The sequence below is a fragment of the Streptomyces sp. NPDC001351 genome (genome assembly GCF_042896045.1).
In the GTDB taxonomy this organism is placed as follows: Bacteria; Actinomycetota; Actinomycetes; order Streptomycetales; family Streptomycetaceae; genus Streptomyces.
Window position 1 is genome coordinate 893,031 of record NZ_JBIAWS010000002.1, and the last position, 20,058, is coordinate 913,088.

General features: G+C 67.5%; 13 protein-coding genes and 1 pseudogene. 7 read left to right on the forward strand and 7 right to left on the reverse strand.

The genetic code is table 11. The features are described 5' to 3' along the window. Positions 1–166 precede the first annotated feature (166 nt). The 4 genes and pseudogenes from ACFY1U_RS09770 to ACFY1U_RS09785 all read left to right on the forward strand — a co-directional run. Positions 167–502, forward strand: coding sequence for a hypothetical protein (locus ACFY1U_RS09770; protein ID WP_390693557.1), 336 nt, complete (start codon positions 167–169; stop codon positions 500–502). Between the two features lie 1,239 nt (positions 503–1,741). Beyond that, positions 1,742–5,464 (forward strand): helix-turn-helix domain-containing protein, encoded by a 3,723-nt coding sequence (locus ACFY1U_RS09775; RefSeq protein ID WP_390693558.1) that lies wholly within the window; start codon positions 1,742–1,744, stop codon positions 5,462–5,464. A 382-nt stretch (positions 5,465–5,846) separates the two neighbouring features. Next, the gene (locus ACFY1U_RS09780) at positions 5,847–6,611 is read left to right on the forward strand and encodes a ribosome-inactivating family protein (protein ID WP_390693559.1); all 765 of its coding nucleotides are present in this window, start codon (positions 5,847–5,849) and stop codon (positions 6,609–6,611) included. A 687-nt stretch (positions 6,612–7,298) separates the two neighbouring features. Next, positions 7,299–7,484 (forward strand): annotated as a pseudogene (locus tag ACFY1U_RS09785) (sigma factor); the annotation flags it as partial. Here the strand turns inward: ACFY1U_RS09785 and ACFY1U_RS09790 are convergent. The 3 genes from ACFY1U_RS09790 to ACFY1U_RS09800 all read right to left on the reverse strand — a co-directional run bounded on the left by ACFY1U_RS09790 (position 7,454) and on the right by ACFY1U_RS09800 (position 10,722). Next, positions 7,454–9,130, reverse strand: a complete 1,677-nt coding sequence (locus ACFY1U_RS09790; protein WP_390693560.1) for an LCP family protein — start codon at positions 9,128–9,130, stop codon at positions 7,454–7,456. The pseudogene ACFY1U_RS09785 and the gene ACFY1U_RS09790 overlap by 31 nt on opposite strands. Before the next feature lie 307 nt (positions 9,131–9,437). Then, complete coding sequence (locus tag ACFY1U_RS09795; protein WP_390693561.1) at positions 9,438–10,151, reverse strand: hypothetical protein; 714 nt, start codon at positions 10,149–10,151, stop codon at positions 9,438–9,440. A 61-nt stretch (positions 10,152–10,212) separates the two neighbouring features. Beyond that, a complete protein-coding gene (locus ACFY1U_RS09800; protein ID WP_390693562.1) occupies positions 10,213–10,722 on the reverse strand; it encodes a SigE family RNA polymerase sigma factor in 510 nt (169 codons plus the stop codon). Between the two features lie 244 nt (positions 10,723–10,966). On the opposite strand from ACFY1U_RS09800, the gene ACFY1U_RS09805 reads away from it, so the two are divergent. Next, positions 10,967–11,176 carry a hypothetical protein gene (locus ACFY1U_RS09805; protein WP_390693563.1) on the forward strand — a complete coding sequence of 70 codons (210 nt, stop codon included), beginning with the start codon at positions 10,967–10,969 and terminating at the stop codon, positions 11,174–11,176. A gap of 24 nt (positions 11,177–11,200) precedes the next feature. Here ACFY1U_RS09805 and ACFY1U_RS09810 read toward each other — a convergent pair whose 3' ends face one another. Further along, positions 11,201–11,335 (reverse strand): hypothetical protein, encoded by a 135-nt coding sequence (locus tag ACFY1U_RS09810; protein WP_390693564.1) that lies wholly within the window; start codon positions 11,333–11,335, stop codon positions 11,201–11,203. On the opposite strand from ACFY1U_RS09810, the gene ACFY1U_RS09815 reads away from it, so the two are divergent. Further along, positions 11,328–14,699: an AAA domain-containing protein gene (locus ACFY1U_RS09815; protein WP_390693565.1), complete on the forward strand. Its 3,372-nt coding sequence runs from the start codon at positions 11,328–11,330 to the stop codon at positions 14,697–14,699. The two genes, ACFY1U_RS09810 and ACFY1U_RS09815, sit on opposite strands and share 8 nt — an antisense overlap. 64 nt (positions 14,700–14,763) lie before the next feature. Here the strand turns inward: ACFY1U_RS09815 and ACFY1U_RS09820 are convergent, their stop codons facing one another. The 3 genes from ACFY1U_RS09820 to ACFY1U_RS09830 form a co-directional block, all read right to left on the reverse strand. Continuing rightward, on the reverse strand, positions 14,764–17,598 hold the full coding sequence (locus ACFY1U_RS09820) for a TrlF family AAA-like ATPase (protein ID WP_390693566.1): 2,835 nt from the start codon (positions 17,596–17,598) through the stop codon (positions 14,764–14,766). 181 nt (positions 17,599–17,779) lie between these two features. Then, complete coding sequence (locus ACFY1U_RS09825) at positions 17,780–18,193, reverse strand: PIN domain-containing protein (RefSeq protein ID WP_390693567.1); 414 nt, start codon at positions 18,191–18,193, stop codon at positions 17,780–17,782. Then, the gene (locus ACFY1U_RS09830; protein ID WP_062155317.1) at positions 18,190–18,453 is read right to left on the reverse strand and encodes a hypothetical protein; all 264 of its coding nucleotides are present in this window, start codon (positions 18,451–18,453) and stop codon (positions 18,190–18,192) included. Before ACFY1U_RS09830 ends, ACFY1U_RS09825 begins: the two co-directional genes overlap by 4 nt. A 282-nt stretch (positions 18,454–18,735) precedes the next feature. Between ACFY1U_RS09830 and ACFY1U_RS09835 the strand changes: the two genes are divergently transcribed. Then, positions 18,736–19,995: a tyrosine-type recombinase/integrase gene (locus ACFY1U_RS09835; protein ID WP_390693568.1), complete on the forward strand. Its 1,260-nt coding sequence runs from the start codon at positions 18,736–18,738 to the stop codon at positions 19,993–19,995. Positions 19,996–20,058: the final 63 nt, after the last annotated feature.

Sequence of the window (20,058 nt, forward strand, 5' to 3'; positions counted from 1 at the left end):
GGGGAAGGCAGCCGAGCCCCCGAGTCCACGTAGCCGCCGTTCACCCAGGTGAACGCTCTCGAACGACACCCGCAGCCCTACCACGACAGTTGGAAAGCGTGCACGTTCAACCGTCGAGCGGGATCGCTGTGGGCGCGGTGTCAGAGGCTGGTGAGATCGTGAGGCCATGGACATGCTCGCCGATCTTCCCGAACCAGTCGCCCCAGAACAGGCCGTCATCGCGCACTACCGTCTGAGCGACGACCAATACGGCTCACGTTCGGAGCGCCAAGCAATCTTCGATGCCGAGCGGGCTATGACAGCCGCCGTAGAAGGAGCGGGAGCCGGTGAGGTCGACGGGAACGAGTTCGGCGGAGGTGAGGCCGTGCTGTATGCCTATGGGGCGGATGCCGAAGCGCTCTTCAAGGTCATGGAGCCGACGCTTCGCAGCCTGCCGTTCAGGCCGGCGTACGTCGTGTTGCGACAGGGCAGTCGCGAGATGGAGTCCCGGGTGGACCTGTGATGCGGTACAGCAGCGAAGTACAGCAACCCCAGCAACCGGCAGCGCCCAACAGCAGCCCTCGTAGTGCCCCCGGCGACCTGAATGACCTCCACTGACCGTTCTCTGTAGAGCTACGGATCAGAAGCTCCCCGTGCCACACCTATGTCAGATCCAGGGGAAGCCACGAGGAAGGAAGGGTGGTGGTCAGTGGGTGTGGGGCCCACACGCTCCTCACACACGATCGGTGCGCAACAACGAGAAAGAGCGGGAGACAGTGAAACTGTCTCCCGCTCTTTCACATCGGCATCCGCCCTGGTCAGCGCTTGACTCTTGCTGATCCTCGGCGAGTGCCCCCGGCAGGATTCGAACCTGCGCACACGGCTCCGGAGGCCGTTGGATTCCCGCACGGTTTCCCAGGTCGACGGCTTGCCTGATGGATTGTCAGGCTCGCCGTCCCGTGCATGTCCCGCGAGAATGAAATGGCCCATTCATTCGTCTTGTCCGGATCATTCCCTGGTGGGGTCGATCCATGCGCCATGACGTTGATCACGACTTTCTCGGGCAAGCGCAGGGGGGATGTGGTGCGCCCTTCAATCGAAGAGGGCAGCCGTCCGACGAAGGAAGTGAGCTGGTTGCGCGCCTGGCTCGTGAGGGAGCTCCCGCGCGGTGTCGGGGGCCAACGATGGTCGGCGGCTGTGCCCCACGGCTTCTCGTCCGGATGTGCTGGAGCGGGTGTCCCTGCTGAGTTTCCGGCGCTCCTGCGAGGGCTCGGCGGGAAGCCCATCGCCGACAAGGTGCGCGGGCCGACGCCGCGAACCTGCCTTGCGCGATGAGAGACGTGTTGGCCGGAGGGCGGCACGTTGACGGACCCCGACAGTGAACGTCTGAGTCGGGCGCCGGGCGGATTGCCGACGGCTGCAGAGCGGCGCGCGAATGCGGGCTCGGGCTCGTGCGCACTCCGAGGCTGCGGGTGCGCAGCGGGAGCTGGGAGCCTTTTGGTCTCGCAGCCGTGGGCGTGTGGACCGCAGGGAGTCGGCGGTGGCCCTGAAGGGTTCGCCGGACGAATCGGCCGCACCTGGCCGTGACCACGGGAGTTGTCAGCCATCCCCCTCTCATCAGGGAAAACAAACTCGGCACCGAGGGTACGAACAACTTCTCCGGCAGACATCACAGTCGGAAAGGGTTCTCGCCCGAGGGGGACGAAAAGTACCTTGTGCTGCGGATCAGCATGTTCTTCTTGTATGCGAAAGAGGCTTCGCCATGGGGCGCCCCGAACTACCGGTCGACCCGGCGGCCGGTCCCGTGCAGCGACTCGCCCATGATCTTCGGGAGCTGCGCCGTTCGGCGGGCGGCGTGTCGTACCGGGCCATGGCGAAGAAGGCCGGCTTCTCGGCGACGACCCTGGCGAAGGCGGCGAGCGGCGAGCGGCTGCCGTCGTTGGCCGTGCTCCAGGCGTACGTCCAGGCATGCGGGGAGGACCCCGCTGAGTGGGAGGCCCGGTGGGCGGAGGCCGAGGCGCTGGCCGGGGAGGAGAGGCAGGAGGATGCCGACGCCGCACCGCCCTACCGCGGCCTCGCCCGCTTCGAGCCGGACGACCGTGAGCTGTTCTTCGGACGGGACCGGCTGATCGACGAGCTGAGCGAGCTGGCCTGCGGGTCCCCGTTCGCCGTGGTGTTCGGGGCGTCCGGCAGCGGCAAGTCCTCCCTGCTGCGGGCCGGTCTGATTCCCCTGCTGCGGGAGAAGATCGCGCAGCAGGGGCGTACGGCGGTGCTCCGTATCCTCACTCCGGGCGCCCGGCCCGCCACCACCTACGGGCATCTGCTGACTCCGGCGGCCGACGACCCGGAGAGCTGGGTGGTGGTTGACCAGTTCGAGGAGGTCTTCACCCTCTGCCGCGAGCGCGCCGAGCGGGACCGCTTCCTCGACCTTCTGCTCGCCGCGCGCGACCCGGGAAGCCGACTGCGCGTGCTCATAGCCGTACGGTCCGACTTCTATGCGCGGTGCGCCGAGCACCCGCGGCTGGCGGAGGCGCTGCACTCGAGTGGGCTGCTGGTTGGGCCCATGACCGCGGACGAACTGCGCGAGGCGGTGATCGGTCCCGCGCAGGCGGCCGGGCTCATCGTGGAGCGGACCCTGACCGCACGACTCGTCGAGGACGTGCTCGACGAGCCCGGCGGGCTGCCGATGCTGTCCCACGCCCTGCTGGAGACCTGGCGGCGGCGCAAGGGACGGATGCTGACCCTGGCCGCGTACGAGGCGGCCGGCGGGGTGCGCGGCGCGATCGCGGCCAGCGCCGAGGAGGCGTACGGCGAACTCTCACCGGAGCAGGCGCACGTCGCCCGGCACCTGCTCCTGCGGATGGTCGAGCCCGGCCAGGGCAACGCCGACACGCGCCGCCCGCTCAGCTGGGAGGAAATGGCCGGGTGGGAGGACCCCGAGGTGCGGGCCGTCGCCGGGCGGCTGACCCGGGCCCGGCTGCTGACCACCGACGACGACGGAGTTCAGCTCGCCCACGAGGCACTCATCACCTGCTGGCCGCGGCTGCGCGAGTGGATCGACGCGGACCGGGAGCGGCTGCGCCACCACCGGCAGCTGACCGACGCCGCCCGTACCTGGCTGGAGCACGACCGCGACCCGGGCACGCTGTACCGGGGCACCCGCCTGGCGCGGGCCGAGGAACTGTTCGCGGGCGACGACCGCGGCTACGACGGTCTGACGTCCGAGGAAACGGCCTTCCTGGTCGCCGCGGCGCAGCAGCGGGCGGAGGAGGAGCGGGCCGCCGCCCGGGTCCGGCGCCGCAGCCGCACGCTCACGGCCTCGCTCTGTGCCGTGCTGGCGGTGGCCCTGGTCGTCGGGCTGACCGCGCTGCGACTGCGGCAGGACAGCGAGCAGCAGACCACCGACACGGCGGCCCGCCGGGTGGCCGCGGTCGCCGAGGCGCTGCGGAGCACCGACCCGCGCACCGCGATGCTGCTCGGCGTCGCCGCATGGCGCACCTCCGCGCTGCCGGAGTCCCGCCGTGCCCTGCTGGGCGCCCTGGCCCAGCCCGAACTGGACAACTTCACCGACCCGGCGCCCGGTGACGCCCCGGCGCAGTTCCTCGACGTCTCCGGGCGCACTCTGCTCAGCACCACCGACAGCAGCACCTGGCGGACGTGGGATGTGGGAACCCACCGCCGTATCGCCTCGGGGCCGCTACCGCACGGGTCGGTGCTCGCCGCGGGCCCGGGCGGCCGGGTGCTCGTCATCCAGACCACTGACAGGACCCAGCGGCTGTGGGACACCCGAACGAGGCGCTGGATCGGGGGTCCCCTGCCGGACACGTACACCGTGAGCTTCGCGGCGAGTGGGCGCCATTACCTGGTGACGAGCCTGTTCGACGACCGGGTTGGGCTCTACTCCGTCACCGACGGCCATCTGATCTTCCGGACCCCGTCGGCCGGCAGCGGGGAGCGCGCCACCGCGGCGGCCGACGACCGGCTGCTGGCCGTCTGCGCGCGCGGCCGGGCGCCTCAGGTCTGGGACACCTCCACGCGCAGCGTCCGCTCCGGTGCCTGGACGAGCACTCGCGGCGTCTGTGATGACGACACCCTCCTCGACCTCACCGGCGGCCGACTCCTGGCCCTTGCCGGGGGCCGGGTGCGGGTGTGGGACACCACGTCGGGACGAAAGCTCGCCGACGTCGCCCACCCGGGTGCCCTTTCGGCCGTCGTGAGCGCGGACGGCTCCTATCTGGCGACCGGCGGCGGCCAGGAGATCAGAGTGTGGCGTCTGTCCAAGGGCGGCGCCCCCGTTTTCCGACACTCCTTGGACAACGAGTCGCTCTCGGGTCTCGCCTGGGACCCCTCGCGGCCCCTGCTGCGGTACCTCGAGGGAGGCACGGTCCACACCCTCGACCTCACCACGACGCTCACCCGCGCCTGGCGCACGAGTCCGCTCGCAGGGGTCGGGCTCAGCCCCGACGGCAGGACGCTCGCCACCGCCGAACGTATCGGTGACCGCTACGTCTTCCAGCTGCGGAACACGCGTGACGGCCGTCTGCTGCGCACCCTGCCGACCCCGTCACGTCCTTCCTTCCGCACCGGCGTCCCGAGGGTCCCCGGGGACATCACCGAGCCCTTGCTGTCCTTCAGCCCCGACGGCGGCACGTTCGCGTACGGAGTCTCCGCCCCCTGGGACACGGCGCCTCAGCGTCTGACGGTGTGGGACGTGGCCGCCGGACACACGAAGGCCACGGTGGACCTGGCGACGGCGTCCACCACCTCCACGGACGCGATCGCCCTGGGACCGGGCGGTCGTACGCTCCTCACCGCACGTCTGACCGAGGGCGGCTACTTCAACGAGACATGGGACACCACGCGGCAGCGGAGGACGGCGCTTCTCCCCGGCCCGGCCGGCCGTCAGCTGGCCGTCAGCCCAGACGGCGGGCTCCTCGTGACCGACAACCGCGTCGTCCGCGCGGGCCGGTCCCGCGCCCATGACCTCGTCCAGCACGACGACATCGGAGCCATCGCCTTCGCGCCGGACGGCGGCCGCCTTGCGGCCGGCGACGGGACAGGGCGGGTGGCCCTCTGGGACGGCGGTCTCCGGCACCGAGCGGGCATCCTGAGGAACGTCTTCTCTGCGCCCACCGATCCGTCCACCGGCTCAGCCGAGACGATCACGTCTCTCGCGTTCAGCCCGGACGGCAGCACACTCGCCGTGGGCGGCGACGCGGGCACCGTCCAGCTCTGGGACATCGCGACCCAGCAGCCTCTCGGTCCTCCTCTGCCCACCCCCGGTGGGAGCATCGACACGCTCGCCTTCAGCCCGGACAGCACGATGCTGTACGCGGGCAGCAAGCATGTCCCGATCCAGCGGTACGTCGTGGATCCTGACCGGGCGGCATCCGTTGTCTGCTCTCGTGCCCAGAACACGGAGCTGACCCGGGCGCAGTGGCACACCTACGTTCCGGACCGGCCGTACAGGCGGGTCTGCCCCTGACCGTCACGGGCCTCGCGCCGGTACGGCGCGAACCAGCCGGCCGCCCCCGCGTACGGGAGATCAGCGCGAGAGCGTGCCTCGCGCTCCCTTGGCGACCTCGCGGCCCGCGAGATGGACGAGATCGACGAGACGGGAGACGACCGGACGGCCCCTCCTGGGCATCCCCACCGGCACAACCCGGCTGTGACCCCGTGGTCTCGCGTCCTGCCGCAAGGCGCGAAGAAGCGGGCGGGGCGTCGAGCAGCGGGTTTACATCCGGACAAGTAACGTGGAAATTGATCCTCCGGAATTGTTTGCGGTGGGCAAGGGGGCCTGCCGGACAACCTCCCGGCTGTGAGCGTCGGTCGTGACATCGCTGCACGTCGAACAACCGGAGCACACCATGCCCACCAGCGTCCTCATGGTGGTCGCCTTGTCCGTCCTTCTCGGGATCCTGGTGTTCTTCACGGTGCCCAGGGACACCGAGACATCCGCCTCGACGGCGGCGGACCATGTGACGATCAACGCCGAGAACGTCGCCGGCAAGAAACACGTCGACTTCCCACAGGTCCGCTGGAACATCAACCGCGGCTCGCGCGCCTATCTGACAATGCTGGACAAGCTGCGCAACCTCGCCGAGACCTCGGCCACCGGCCGCGTCATGCCCGACGTCGGCACCGAGGTGAACGTCGCCGTCACCGGCAGCACGGAGAGCCAGAGTTTCGCCGACATCGTGATCAGCAGCGGCAACCACACTCCCACGGTGCATGCGGTCGTACAGCTCAGCGACTTCCGCGTCGTGCGGTTCTTCTCCAGCGACACCCGGCACAACTTCGTCCTGAATCTCGCCTCGGACGTCCCCGGCAAGGCGGACGCCACCGACGACAACTGGTTCCTCGGCAAGGAGGGCTACGACACCCTCGCCCGCGTCGCGAACCAGTCGCTGACCGCCGTCGACCTGAGCGAGTCCAGCCTTGAGGACAGCCTCAGGGACCTCGGCATCCGCGGCACCGACCGCACCGCCCAGGCTCGCGGCATGCTGCGCTACATCATCGCCATCACCGAAGCCTCTCGGTGCCGCCCCATCGCCCACGACATCGCGAACGGCATGGACCACGGGTCAGATGTCTTCGTCACCGCACAGCAGGTTGGCCTGATGCGTAACTAGACCGGCATCAGCCATGTCCTCATCGGCCGCACCGACCTCTCCGCCGGCACCAGCGTCGCCGGCATCGCATCGCCGTCGCGTACTCGCCCACCCCATGTCATGACCCGATCAGGAAGGTGCTAAGTCGATTTTCCGGCACGACATCTCTGCGGGGACTGTCCATCCAGCCCGATGCCCCCTGGAAGGCGCTCGGCCACGATCCCCGACAGCGTCAGGCACCCAAGGCCGTTTCTCCGGCTCGGGCGCCACCACCCCCAGGAAGGACGCTCCGCTCACCCTGGTAGGCGTAGCCGATGATCGTCTCGATGTAAGTGAGCGTGCCCACGGGCTCGCCCGTACGTATGTCCGTCCCAACAACCTGAACAGTTCCCCGTCGGCACAGCGAAGTGGTTCTTGACCCACTCGGGCTTGAAGTTCCCACCGCCCGGAGGGTGCGGGTTTGAGGCGCGAGTGGCGGATGGAGCGGTGCCACGGGTGCCGGCCGCAGGTGATTCGGCTTGGCCCAACGGCGTGTAGGCCGCCGTGTAGGTGATGGCGGATGGAGTGGGCTCTGAGGCGCTGAGGGCTGTCGCAGGTGAAAGCAGCACGGCAAGGGCGCTCGCTATGACCGGCAGAGCTGGTCTGGCAGGTCTCGCAATTACCCCCAGCGACGCGGAAGATCACCTGGAGACGAGAAGAGGTCAGGAGATGGGCAAGGTCGAGGAGTTCGCGGAGCTGCGGCCGCTGCTGTTCTCCCTCGCCTACCGGGTCCTGGGCAGTGTTGGCGAGGCCGAGGAAGCGGTCCAGGAGACCTGGCTGCCTCGGGCTGATGCCTCCGCAGGCCGCGTCCGGGGGCCAGAGGCTTACGGCGCAGAGTCCTTCACGTTCTTGGCAAGGGCGTACGCCTCGGTCGGGGAGGTGCTGGACGGCGGGTGGTCCTCGCTGGTGGGCATCCCGTTGGCGTCCAGCCCGATGACGTCGTTGTAGGGGCTGACCGTCGCGCACTTGTTGGTGTCGCCGGTCTGCTGGTGGGAGCCGTTCAGAGCCACCTGGGTGTCGACGTGCGTCGGAGCCGGCTTGCCGCCGGGGAAGGTGTCGCCGGTCGTCCAATCGGTGCCGATGAGCAGCACGATCTGGGATCCGGTGCCCTGCTCGACCGCCTTGGACGGGAGGCCGAGTGCCTTGGCGACCGCCCGGGCCTGCGCCTCCTGCCCGGACGGGTAGGTCAGCGAGGTGGCGGTGGAGGGAGTCCCGTTCCCCGAGTCGGTCTCCTTGCTGAAGCCCTGGCCGATCAGCGCCTGGGCGATCGCCACCCCCCGGTGGTACACCCCGGTGCCGTTCTCGACGTGGACGGCGACCGAGGCGGCGGAGACCGGGCTGGCGGTCGCCGAGGGAGAGCCCTTCTTCCCGGTGGACGCGGTGAGCGACTCGTCGTCCGCGATGGTCTTGAACATCTCCTTGGCGCCCTGGCCGATCAGCGTCTCGGACCCGCCGCCCGGCAGGTCGACATCCTGGGTCTGCATGGTGGCCCAGGTGATCCGGCGGGCGGGCACCTTGTTGAGGTCGAGGGCCAGGTCGATGAGCTTGTTGGCGGAGTCCAGGCTGTTGTCGACGGTCAGCGCCTTGGTCGCGGCGTTGGCTATGCCCCACATCTTCGTCGGGCTGCTCAGCGTGCCCTTGCTCTCCATCTGGTTGAGGAGGGCGTTGAGGAAGATGTGCTGGGCGTCGGTCCGGCCGCGGCTGTCGCTGGAGTCACCGAAGCCGTGCCGGGTCCGCACGAACTCCAGTGCGGCATCACCCTTCAGCGTGTGCGACCCCTCCTTCAGCTTCAGGTGGCTGTAGGGGTCGTAGACGTTCTTGCTGACGCAGACGCGCGTCCCGCCGACCGCGTTGGACATCGCCACCACGCCGGCGAAGTCGATCATCATGAAGTGGTCGATGGGTATCCCGGTGAGCTGGTGCACCGCGACGACGCTGCAGCCGGGGCCGCCGTTCAGTGCCGAGTTGATCTGCGCGCGGGTCTGCGCCGGCATGCTCGGGTGGCCCGGGTCGTGGCAGCCGCTCCAGTCGGTCCGCAGGTCGCGGGGGATGCTCATCACCGTGGCATTGGACCGGTCGGCGGATATGTGGACGATCATCTCCACGTCGGCCCGGGCGCCGCCGGCCGTTCCGCAAGCGCCCCCGAGCTTGCAGTCCGCCGCGCTGTTACGGGCGTCGGATCCGATGACCAGGATGTTGATCGGGCTGCGTCCGAACGCGTCTACCTTCTCGTGCCCGGCGCCATCCTTGCCGTTTGCGGACAGATCGTCGGACTTGATGTTGCTGTTCAGCTTCCAGTACGCGTACGCGGCAGTGCCGACGCCGAGCACCAGCACGAACCCCAGCAACAGCCCGACGGTCTTGAGCGCGCGCCTTCCGCCAGGCTTCTTGCCGGCTCTGCGCATGGCAGCCCTGCCGCCGCCGACCAACTCCGCCGGATCCGCCTTCTCGGCCCTGATCCGGCCGGTGGCATGCCTCCGCGATCTGAGGGGCTGCGTCATGAGAACTTCCTCGTATCTTCAGGGGGTGACGGCTAACGGGGCCATCCGTAAGTGGGACTCGTGGAAGGCGAGTTGGGTTGGGTGCGGCTCGTTTCGAGGAAGCCCGACCAGGGAGCGGCGCCGGCTCCGCGTCGCCCGCACGATGTCGTTCCGCGCCTGTAGGCAGATCAGCACTGTCGGTGCGGGTGCGGGTGCGGGTGCGGGTGCGGGTGCGGGTGTGGGCGCGGGTGCGGCCAGACAGTCGCCGAACGCCGAGGTGATCTGCCCGCCATGATCGTTTCGGCCCGCCGCATGGCCGCTGCGGGCGCTACCGCCACTGCGAGCTGGTTGCGATGGCTCGCAGTTGGGCCAATGTCAGGATCGGCGTAGAGCGGGTCGAGGGGGCGTTCTGGCTCGCCGCCTGCCACTGCATGAGGGTGACGTGGAGCCCGTCAGGATGCAGGACGTTCACCGTCTGGTGCCCGGGGTCCGTTCCGGGGGGTGCCTGCCGGAACTCGATCAGGGTGCCGTCGGCCAGGGGTGTCGTGCCGGCGAAGACGTGGCTGCGGAGCGCGGTGGTGGAGGCCTGCCGGGAGACGTGCACCTCAAGCAGCGACGTGCCGTGGCCGTCGTCCACCCACAGCTGTCCGGACTGCCGGCCGCCGGGCGGGCTCGAATGGGTCAGGCCGCTCGGCAGCAGCGCGGTGAGGGTGGCAAGGGCGCGGTCGGGGGGCAGTGTGCCGGTGAAGGTCGGCTTCGGGGTGGCGGATGCCCTGGCCGAGCCGGTGGTGGCCGGGGCTGCCGGACCGGTGAGCGTGTGGTCGCCGGTGCGCCCGTCGGACGACAGTCCGGGAACGACCGTCGCGCCGAGCCCGACGAGCGCGAGTACGGCTGCTCCGGACACGCCGACGGCCGTGGCGCGGCGGCGGCGCCTGCGCCGGCCGTTGCGGACACCGGCCCGCACAAGTGACGAGGTGCTGGGCGGCTCGAAGGACAGGAGGGTGGTGTGGAGGGCTTCGGTGAAGTCTTCTTCGATGGGCATGGCGGGTCACCGCGTTTCGGGGATCGGTGAGGAGGTCGAGGTAGGTGCCGCGGCACCGGGGTCAGGGGCTGACGAGCTCGGACAGGTCGTGGCCCAGCAGGTCCCGGATGCGGGAGAGCGCGCGCATGCTCTGGTTGCGTACCGCGCCCGGCCGGACCCGAAGGATCTCGGCGGTCTGCTCGACGCTGCGGTCCTCCCAGTAGCGCAGCAGCAGCACGGCCCGGTCCCGGGCGGAGAGCCGGCCGAGCGCGTCGAGCAACGTGACCCGCAGCGTGGTGTCGTGCTCGGTGACGGCACCGGAGTCCGGCAGGGTGCCGGAGGGCTGCTCAGAGCTGCTGCGTCGGCGGCGGTAGGACAGGTAGGTCCGTACGAGGACGGTGTGGGTGTAGGCCGCTGGGTCGTCTATCTGCGCGATTTTGCGCCAGTTGGCATACATGCGCCCCAGGGTGTCCTGCACCAGGTCCTCCGCGAGGTGCACATCACCGCTGGTGAGGACACACGCAGAGCGGAACAGAGGGGCGGATCGCGCAGCAGCGAACGCCATGAATTCCTGTTCGTGCCGGCGCTTCATCCGAGATCCTGTTCGTCGTCCACACTCTGAAGACGCTGTGGCAGCAGGGTTACGTCCCACCCGGAGAGGGAGAAATCTGGCCGCCCAGGCGAACCTCCTTTGGGGGGAGGGGCCAGGGGGTCAGGATTGTGCGTGGGTTCGTGCGGTGACGTGCTGGACGGCTCGTTCGACGAGGTCGGGCCGGTCGACGTAGATGTAGTAGATGTAGTAGCCACTCTCGGCGGCGGCGCTCAGCCTGCTGTGGGTGGAGACGGCGAGCCAGGCACGTTCGCCGTCGGTCCTTCCGGACCGCCTCCAGGTGTGCTGCGCGTACCAGCGCTGTCACATGTACGCCCATGGCGTGGACGATCTGGACGGCGGCCGTGCCGACGCCTGGCAGTGCGGCGGCGGTGACCGGGTCGAGGGCGCGGGCCGACAGTCGTTCGACCGGCGGTTGCCGGCAGGGACCCCCTGAGCAGCACGCACGCTCTGGCAGCCTCTAGAACGCGCCGGTCGGCCCGTCGTCCGGCAGGAGCGCCAGCCGTCGTGTGGTGGACGGGCGGGGTTGCTCCTGTCCGGCCGTGATGCCGGTGTAGGCGATCAAGCCGACCTTGGCGGGATCTCTCATGGTCATCACCTTGGCTCCTTTGGTAGTACAGATCAAGATCCGGGTGGCGCTGAGGTATCGGGGGAATGTGGGCTGGCAGGAAGAAGTCGTCACGGCGCTGGACGCCTGGGTGGCGCATGAGGGTGTGCCGGCGCGAGAGCCGCGTTGGCGAGCCCTGGGACGGGCAGTCAAGGGCCGAAAGCCTGGAGAATATGTCGTCGACGTGCGCGGTTCCGACATAGCGACGGACCAGCTCCAAGGCGACAGTTTGAGGCTGGCAGGGCCGGACGAGAGCGGGATCGACGCGGGCCATGCTGTGCTCGATGTGTTCAAGGACGGCACGGCGCTGCGTGTGCGTGTCGCTGAGTTCGCGGATCCCCGCGACCCTCATCTATGGATGAAACCGCAGCCCACCGGGTTCCTGGTGAAGGCCCTTCGGGAGGGCATGGCTGCGTTGGCCAACGCCCCGCTGGCACACCTCATGGCACGGGGGGAAGCGGGGGCGGGAAAGCTCGCGCCGACCGGAGCGCCGCCGGGCGTGCTCTTGCCGGCCCAGGATCGCGCCTACCGTGCCTGCACGGGCGAGGGACTGTGGCTGGTCTGGGGGCCGCCCGGCACGGGAAAGACAACGGTTCTCAAGCGGTCCATCGGCGATCTCGTTGCGCAGGGGAAGCGAATTCTGCTGGTTTCGGCGACCAACATCGCCGTGGACAACGCTCTATGGGGCGTGGTGAAGGAGCGGCGGCACGCCGACGGCGAGATCGTCCGGGTGGGGCCGCCACACCTGCGTGAAGTCGCCGAGGACGCGAGTGTCTGTCTGACGCTGATGGTCCGCGAGCGGCTCGCAGACGCCGACGAACAGCGCCGGGCTGTGGCTGCGCAGCTCGTTGACGCACGGGAGCGGGCACGTCGCCTGAAGGATCTGGACCGGAGTCTTACGGGTTTCGACGCCGTGGCGTATGAAGCAGCTCGCACCCGTCTCGATGATCCCGCCCGCACCTGCGAGGCCCTGACGCGAGTACGCGACCAGGTTCGCCACGAGGTGCATTCCGCAGGAGAGCGCATCGCGCAACTCGAAGAGGCAAGAGCGACGGCAGTCGACGAGGTGCGCGCGACGGAGCAGGCGCAGGCCGATTGGAGGGCGCACGACGATGTACAGGCGCAGTTCGCCGAGATGCGGGAGGCCGTGACCGGCTTGGAGGGGAAGGCTCTGCTCGCCGAGGGCAGGCGTGATGCCGCAGAGCAGCGACTCAATGACCTGGAACAGCTCAAGGGCTTCGCGAAGCGCCGGGCCAAGCAGGATCTCGCGACGGCCCGGTCTGATAGGGAGAAGACGCAGCAAGCCGCCGAGGATGCGCAGCAGAAGGCAGCACATGCCCGTGATGTGCTCGCACGCGCCCACACGCAGTTGGGGCAGCAGATCGCTGATCTCCGTGCGCGGATTCCCTTCAGCAAGGAGGAGATCGCGCGTAGACAGCAGTCCTTGCGTGCCCTGGAGGCAGATCTCCGGAACACTCGGCGCACCACGGACGCACTCAGCGCACGGCTCCTCCCTCTCGACAAGGAGCTCGGCCTGTCGAAGGCGGCGGAAGCACGCGTAGCGGAGGCGGTTCGTCTCGGCCACCCGCAACGCAACGCAGAGGCATCGGGGTTGAGGCCCCAAGTCGCTGCGGACGAGAAGAACCGACCTTCCCTGGAACGCCGCCATCGCGAGTTGCAGGAACAGTACGACAAGCTCGCTCGGGACGCCCAAGGGGAGATCATTCGTGGCGCGAAGGTCGTGGCGACCACACTTGCCAGGTTCCGCACCACCAAGGCGGTCTTCGAGGGCGAGTACGACGTCGTCCTGATCGACGAGGCCGGCGCGGCGACGCTACCCGAAGTTCTCCTCGCGGTGGGCAAGGCCAAGACCACCGCCGTACTGCTCGGCGACTTCATGCAGCTCGGCCCCGTCCTCCCGAAACTGGACGCCGAGAAACGCCCCGATGTCGCGCGCTGGATCCTGCGCGACGTCTTCGAACACTTCGGCATCGACTCTCCGGCAGCCGCCGTGAACCACCAGGGCTGTGTTGTCCTCGACGTCCAGCACCGCTTCGGCCACGACGTGATGGGCCTCGCCAATGCCCTGGCGTACGACGGTGTCCTGAAACCCGGCCCTGGCGTTGAGCGGCGCGCCGCGCTGCGGAAGCCGGACGACCCCGAAATCGTGATCATCGACACCGACGGACTGCAAAGCTTGGCCGAGGCGCGCCGAACCGGCCGCCGCAAAGGGTGGTGGCCGGCCGGTTCCCTGCTCGCGCGGGCGTTGATCGATTTGCATGATGAAGAGGGCGAGACGGCCGGGGTGGTCACGCCATACCCCGTGCAGGCGGAGGCCACCTTGGAAGCCCTCCGCGATATCGAAGGCAGCGGCGGAGGCCGGCTGGCCGAAGTGGGCACTGCTCACCGCTTCCAGGGCCGCGAGTTCCCTGTGGTGGTCTTCGACATGGTGGAGGACGACTACGGCGACGGTTTTTGGATGGCCCACGCCTCCCGTTCTCCAGAGGCGACGACTTGGGCGCGTAACGGCGTGCGACTCTTCAACGTTGCGGTCACTCGCGTACAGACCAGGCTGTACGTCATCGGAAGTCGAAGCCGCATCCTGGCCGCAGGTGAAGACACCCCGATGGGAGCGCTGGCGGAACTTATCCGTACCCAGCGTGCCCGTTCCGTCCCCGCAACCAGGCTCATCGCCCCCAACGCCCAAGTTCCACCGGACCTGGGCCAGTTCAGCTCCCGCCTCGCGGATGTACTCTCCCGCCACGTCGAGGTCTCCGACATCGACGACGAGATCTCCTTCTACGACACCTTCGCCGACTGCCTCGCCCAGGCCCGAACATCGCTGTGGATCTGGTCCCCCTGGACCGCAAAGCGACTGATCGGCCTGCTGCCGGTACTGGAAGACGCCGTACGCAGGGGAGTCCGGGTGACGGTCTTCGTCCGCGACCCCTACGACACTGGTCAGAAGAAGCAGACCGATCTGGTCAGAGAGCTGCGGAAAGTCGTGCCGACCGTCGTGTCCGTCAACGTCATGCATCAGAAGATCGTCGTCATCGACGAACACACAGTCCTGCTCGGCAGCCTCAACTCCCTGTCGCAGAGTCGCTCGCGCGAGGTCATGCTGACGATCAAGGGCGGCCACTTCGCCCGCAAGATCCTCGCTCACGAGCACGCTGAGGACTTCGCGAGACCACCCCGGTGCGGCGCGTGCAAGAGGGATGACGTGGACTTGCGTCGCCGAGGCAATGGAGCCTGGTACTGGCGGTGCTTCAACCGGGCGTGCTCGGGGCGGAAGGGACACACAGCGTGGGAGGCACCCGTACGGTTTTCTCGCGGAGCGGGACACCGATGAGGCGACGAACCGATGCGGCCACGCTTGCCAGGTGTTCATGTGAGCGTGACTGCTTCTCTTCGGTTCAGCCCCGAAGCGCTGCCCGATAGGTGTTCAGCTCATTGTTGTAGCGCCGTTCGCGTGACATGAAGGCTTCAGTCCCGCCTTCGAGGATGTCTTGGATGTCTCGTCGTACGCGGGTTACTTCGATAGGGCCTGAGTGCTCGACCTCTTGCAGAGCGCCAACGGTTTTCTGCTCTGTGCTGGTCTTTACGCGGATGGACGTCCCGTCGTTATCAAGCACGATGACGCGCTCGGCGTCGGCATTGACAGGGATGTTGGCGTTGTGCGTTATGACGATGACCTGGCGTTTCCAGCGACTCTTGCGGATCTCCGGGACGATGAGCTGAGAGATCCATGCCGTGTCGAGGTCGTCCTCTGGTTGATCGAGCACGAGCGGTTCGGCGCCGTGGTGGAGTACGAAGCTCAACATCGCGGCGCTCCGCTGTCCGGGAGAGCCAGTGGTGACGGGTTGCCAGTCGCGTGAGCTCTCTCGTTTCCCGCCGTCGCGCAGGAAGTACATGATCACCACATCGTCCGGGCAGATCATGGCGAGGCGGATACGTTGTGTCGGTTCGAGTTTCGTGAGCTTGTTCCACCAGCCGGCTTTGCAGCTGACCAGTTGTTTTATCTCTCCAAACGCTCCATTGAGGACGCTGCATCGCCAGAGGGCTAGGCGATCTGACTGGGAGTCTGATGGACCCTCCCAAAGCCATGTGGCGAGAGCGGGAACATCCTCGACGTAGCCGTCAGAACGGATGCCAAGGAGTTCACGGACCTCTATGCACCAGCCGCTGGCATTCCCATAGGGAGTGATCTCGAAGCGCAGGGAGCCGCTGCGGTGTTCCACCTCGAGCAGGAGCCTTTCGCGGCGGCGGCGACGACGCTCGTGAACGTTTCTCAATTCGGCCCAGGCTGATTCTTCGTCCTCTCGGAGTCCGTTGAGCACGCGGGCGGTGCCTTCGAGAGCACGTAGGTTCTCAGAGACCCCGTTCAATGCCTCAGTGAGGGTGAGATACCCCGTTGGATCGATCCCCAGGTGGTTCATTCGCTCCTGGAAGTCAAGGATCTCCTGCTCTGCTGCGGCGACGGTTGATGCCCACTCTCCTCTTTGCTGATTCGCACGGGCACCGTCAAGAACGTGGATCGCCTCGGTGACGATCGCCTGTAGGTGGTTCTCCAGCTGAGTACGAATCTGCTCAAGTTCGGCGTAGAAGGGAGCGACTGCCTCGGTTGGCGGTGGCGAGGAGGTCGGGAGTGCGGATCTCAAGTGCTTTGCGGCAGAGGCCAGCAACTCGTCGAGAGCCTGGTGGAACCGTGACGTTGTCGCCGCGAGCTGCGCGTGCTCCCTTACGACTGCTTCACTCGCATGGCGCTTGCCCTGGCTTTCGGTGTCGCCGAAGGCGGCAACCTGCTTCGACAGCTCTGTGTGCCGTGCCTCGAGAGCGGGGCGCTGAGATAGGCGGGATTCGGCATTGAGTCGCTCAGCCACGCTGGTCAGACAGTTGGTCAGCGCTGACTCCAACTCTGTCTCGTACGCGTCGGGAGAATCAGCGTTTGCCTTCAGGGCATCATCGACCAGGCTGAACAGGTGGCGCGAAGCCGCGAATCGATCATGACGGTCGTGCGCCGTACGTTCAAAGAGCTCCTTCTGACTGAAGATACGCATGGGAAAACGCGTGGGAAGCGGTCGGTCGGCGAGTGGTGTCTGGGAGCCGCTGGAGAATGTCCATCTCGCCGTGTGCTGCTCCCGAGAGATCGCAATGCGATGGTCGGCGGACAACTCAGCTGCGCTGAAGACGCCTTCAACAAAGGCGCGTGCCTCTTGCTCGATACCGGGAGGCAGTCCGTCCAGACGCCCGTACAGCTGACGCAGCGCCGCCACGAGTGTCGACTTGCCCGATCCGCGTCCTCCGATCACGACGTTCAGCCGAGGGTCGAATGACACATCGAGGGGTGTCGCCGAGTTGCCGAGAGTGCCACCCAGGTTGACCCGTTCGACCCACGCATGGTCGACGACGTTGGGATCCGGGTTTGCCGTAAGACGCGCATCCCAGCTGGGGATGATGCGTGCCTCGTGGTCGAGGAAGGCTTGACGCAGGGCCTCTTTCGAGGGCTGGTCCATCCTGATCCAGGTGAACCTACGTCCCAAATCCTCCAGGCAGTAAGCGTCGGATGTGGCGACGAAGGGCAGGCGACTCAGGCACGGTAGATGGTCGAGCGCGCGGCTGAGGAACCGTGCATTCCAAGATCCGGACCGCAAGCGTTCAGGCTGGACGTTGCCGGGATCAATTGCGCCGAGTCTGTCGTGGTGCAGAGCCTTCCAGCGGAGGTCGCCTTTGAGCGTCTTCTCAGACGCGATGCCGTTGTCTGTAAGGGCATGGGGAGCGATCGCGAGCCACTGATCCGGTAGATCATCAAGGATCTGGCAGAGTGTGCGCCCTGCTGATGCGGGCTGATTGGTTGCAGGGTTAAAACGCGGGTGGTCGTCATTGAACCCGCACGTTTGGGCGAGCAGCGTGTCGATGTCCCGCGCCGTTCGGTCGAGATCGCCGATGAGGATGAGGTGTGCTCCATCGGCGCCAGAAGCGGTCGTAACTTCGACACCGGGGAAGACCACGACACCGTGGCGGTCTCCCGCGGCCTGCATGTCCGGTAGCCAGTCGCCGGTGTTGTGGTCGGCGAGGGCGATCACTTCGATGCCCTGTTCACGCAGGCGGGTCATGTAACGATCCGCGAAGTCGGCACGATCCTCCGGCGAGGAGAAATCAAAGCTACTTCCGGCTGGCAACCGAAACTCGTGTGCGGGCGTCGCGACCTGAAGGTCGCACTTGTACCAACGAGACGCCGTAATCACCACTCTCAACCGGGTGCCGCGAACTCTTCAGCTCGCGGCCGTAGTTGAGGAGGATTCTGGTACATGCGAGACCGAGGAGTCATCTGTTTTGCGGATTGGCACCCGCTTCTTCTTGTGGTCTGGTAGCCCTTCAACGGGCGTCGCGTGTTATCGAATCTTTGTTCGCAACCACTTTTGGTGCTGGTCAAATCTTGATGATGGTGGCGTGTCCGCTGCAGAGGGCGGTGAGGTCCTCCGGGTCGGAGGTCAGGATCGTGACTGGGGCGGGGGCGGCGAGGGCGGTCGCACTGAGCATGGCGTCGATGGCGTACTTGTGGCCGTGCAGCCCGGCGTCAGCGAGGAGCGCGGCGGCATGGCGGGCGATGGGCTCGGTCACCGGTTCCACGACGAGGCGGGACAGCGTCCACTCCAGGGCTGGCCGGTTGATCCGGGGGTGGACCACCTCGACGAGGGTTGCCGCAGAGGTGATCACTCGCAGGTCGTCGGCGCGTGCGAGGGCGAGCCAGCCGGTGACTGTGCGATCGCGCAGCACGGCCTTGGCCAGTCCTTCGCTGTCCAGGACGAGGGTGCCACCGGGGACGGCAGGAGAGCGCGTCACGCGGCGTTCGCCCCGTCCTGTGTCTGCTCCAACCGGGCCTGGTGAAGCTGGTCGCGGAGAGTCTGGATCTCCTCGTCCGTGACGGGCCCGTGTTCGGCCTCGGCGACCTGGATGAGCTCGTTCAGATTGTCGCGTTCGATCTGACGGGCCACGGCGGCGGCCACATAGGCGGACAGCCCGGAGGGGCCGCTGCGGGCCTTGGCGGCTTCGGCGATGTCGCGCGGCATAGTGATGGAATACTTGCCGGTAGGCTCACTCATGCTACTCATCCTACCCTTCATCCTCTCGGTGGGTATCGAAGTCCCACCTTGCAGAGAGAACCCTTATGGCTCGCTTTGTTGACTTGTGCGTTACCTGGCATGCACAGCGAGGACGCCGAGGGCCCCGCTGCAACCTGGGCCGGAAGCGCTCCCCTGGTCAGAGAGGTGGTGGACGTAATGAGGAGTTCGGGATCGCAGACACACGGCGTTCCCAGACGGAGAAGTGGTGGCAAGACCGTGATTGCGGCGCGGGCCGGCAGAAACACTTCTGCGGGAAGTGCGATGGAAGTCAGGGCGCTAGCGGACGAGCTCGGCGCCGCGCTGGTCCGAGCGGTCCGACTGGGCGCCGCTGACGAGTCGGTCTCTGCGGGGACAAGCCACGGCTCGGTTTCCACCAGCTGGTATGACTTCGCGCTCGGCTATCTGGAGATGCGCTGGCCGCAGGTCGCGGCGAAAACCCGCAACGAGACCAACGATGCACTGTGCTCGATCACCCAGGCGATGCTCCGGAACGTACGAGGCCGCCCCAACGACGAGTTGCTGCGGCAGGCGCTGCGGGACTGGGCGTTCGTCGTGCCCCGGCCGGACCCGCGTATGGCACCCGCCGACGTGCGACTTGCTCTGCGCTGGGTGGAGAGGGCGTCACGCCCCTTGGTCGACTTGATGGACCCGGTCGTCATGCGGGCGGTGATGCAAGCCCTGCAGCTGAAACAGGACGGCATGATCGCAGCCGCCGAGACCCAGAGACACAAGCGCATGACCCTCGTGAACGCAGTGCGGTACGCGATCGAGCAAGGCGGACTCCGCACCGACCCGATGGCCCTCATCAACTGGCGGATCACCAAGACCGTAAAGCAGGTCGACCCACGGGTCGTGGCCAACCCTACCCAGGCGCGCTCTCTGCTGTGCGCTCTCTCGTACGTCGGTGGCTACCGGCGTGCCCGCGGACGGCGGTTGGTCGGCTTGTTCGCTGGCATGTACTACGCCGGATTGCGGCCTGCGGAGGCGGTTGCAGTGTCCCTGCCGGACTGCGTTCTGCCTACGGAGGGTTGGGGCAGGGCGATCCTGCACGTCACGCGACCCCAGGCGGGCAAGAAGTGGACCGACACCGGACGTCTCCATGACGAGCGCGGTCTGAAGAGCCGCCCGCCGGGCGACACCCGACCGGTGCCGCTGCCGCCCGAGCTGGTGATGCTGTGGCGGGAGAGCATCCAGACCTTCGGCACTGCGGGGGACGGACGGCTGTTCTTCAACGAGCACGGCGGCATCGTAGGCTCCAGCACCTACTACGGCGTCTGGCGTGAAGCCCGTGACCTTGCCCTCCCGCCGGATGTGGCGGACTCACCGCTCGCGGCCCGCCCGTACGACCTCCGCCACTCGGCCCTGTCTACCTGGCTGAATGCCGGAGTAGATCCCACCGAGGTCGCCGAACGCGCCGGCAACAGCGTTGAGGTCCTCATGACCCGATACGCCAAGTGCCTGTATGGACGACAAGCGGTCGCTAACCAGCGCATCGAGGCGCTGCTCAAGGAGTACCGATAGAGCCCGAAGAACGCGTGCGTTCGCTGACTCGTCGCGGTCAACAGTCCGAGCTTCCGGTCCGGT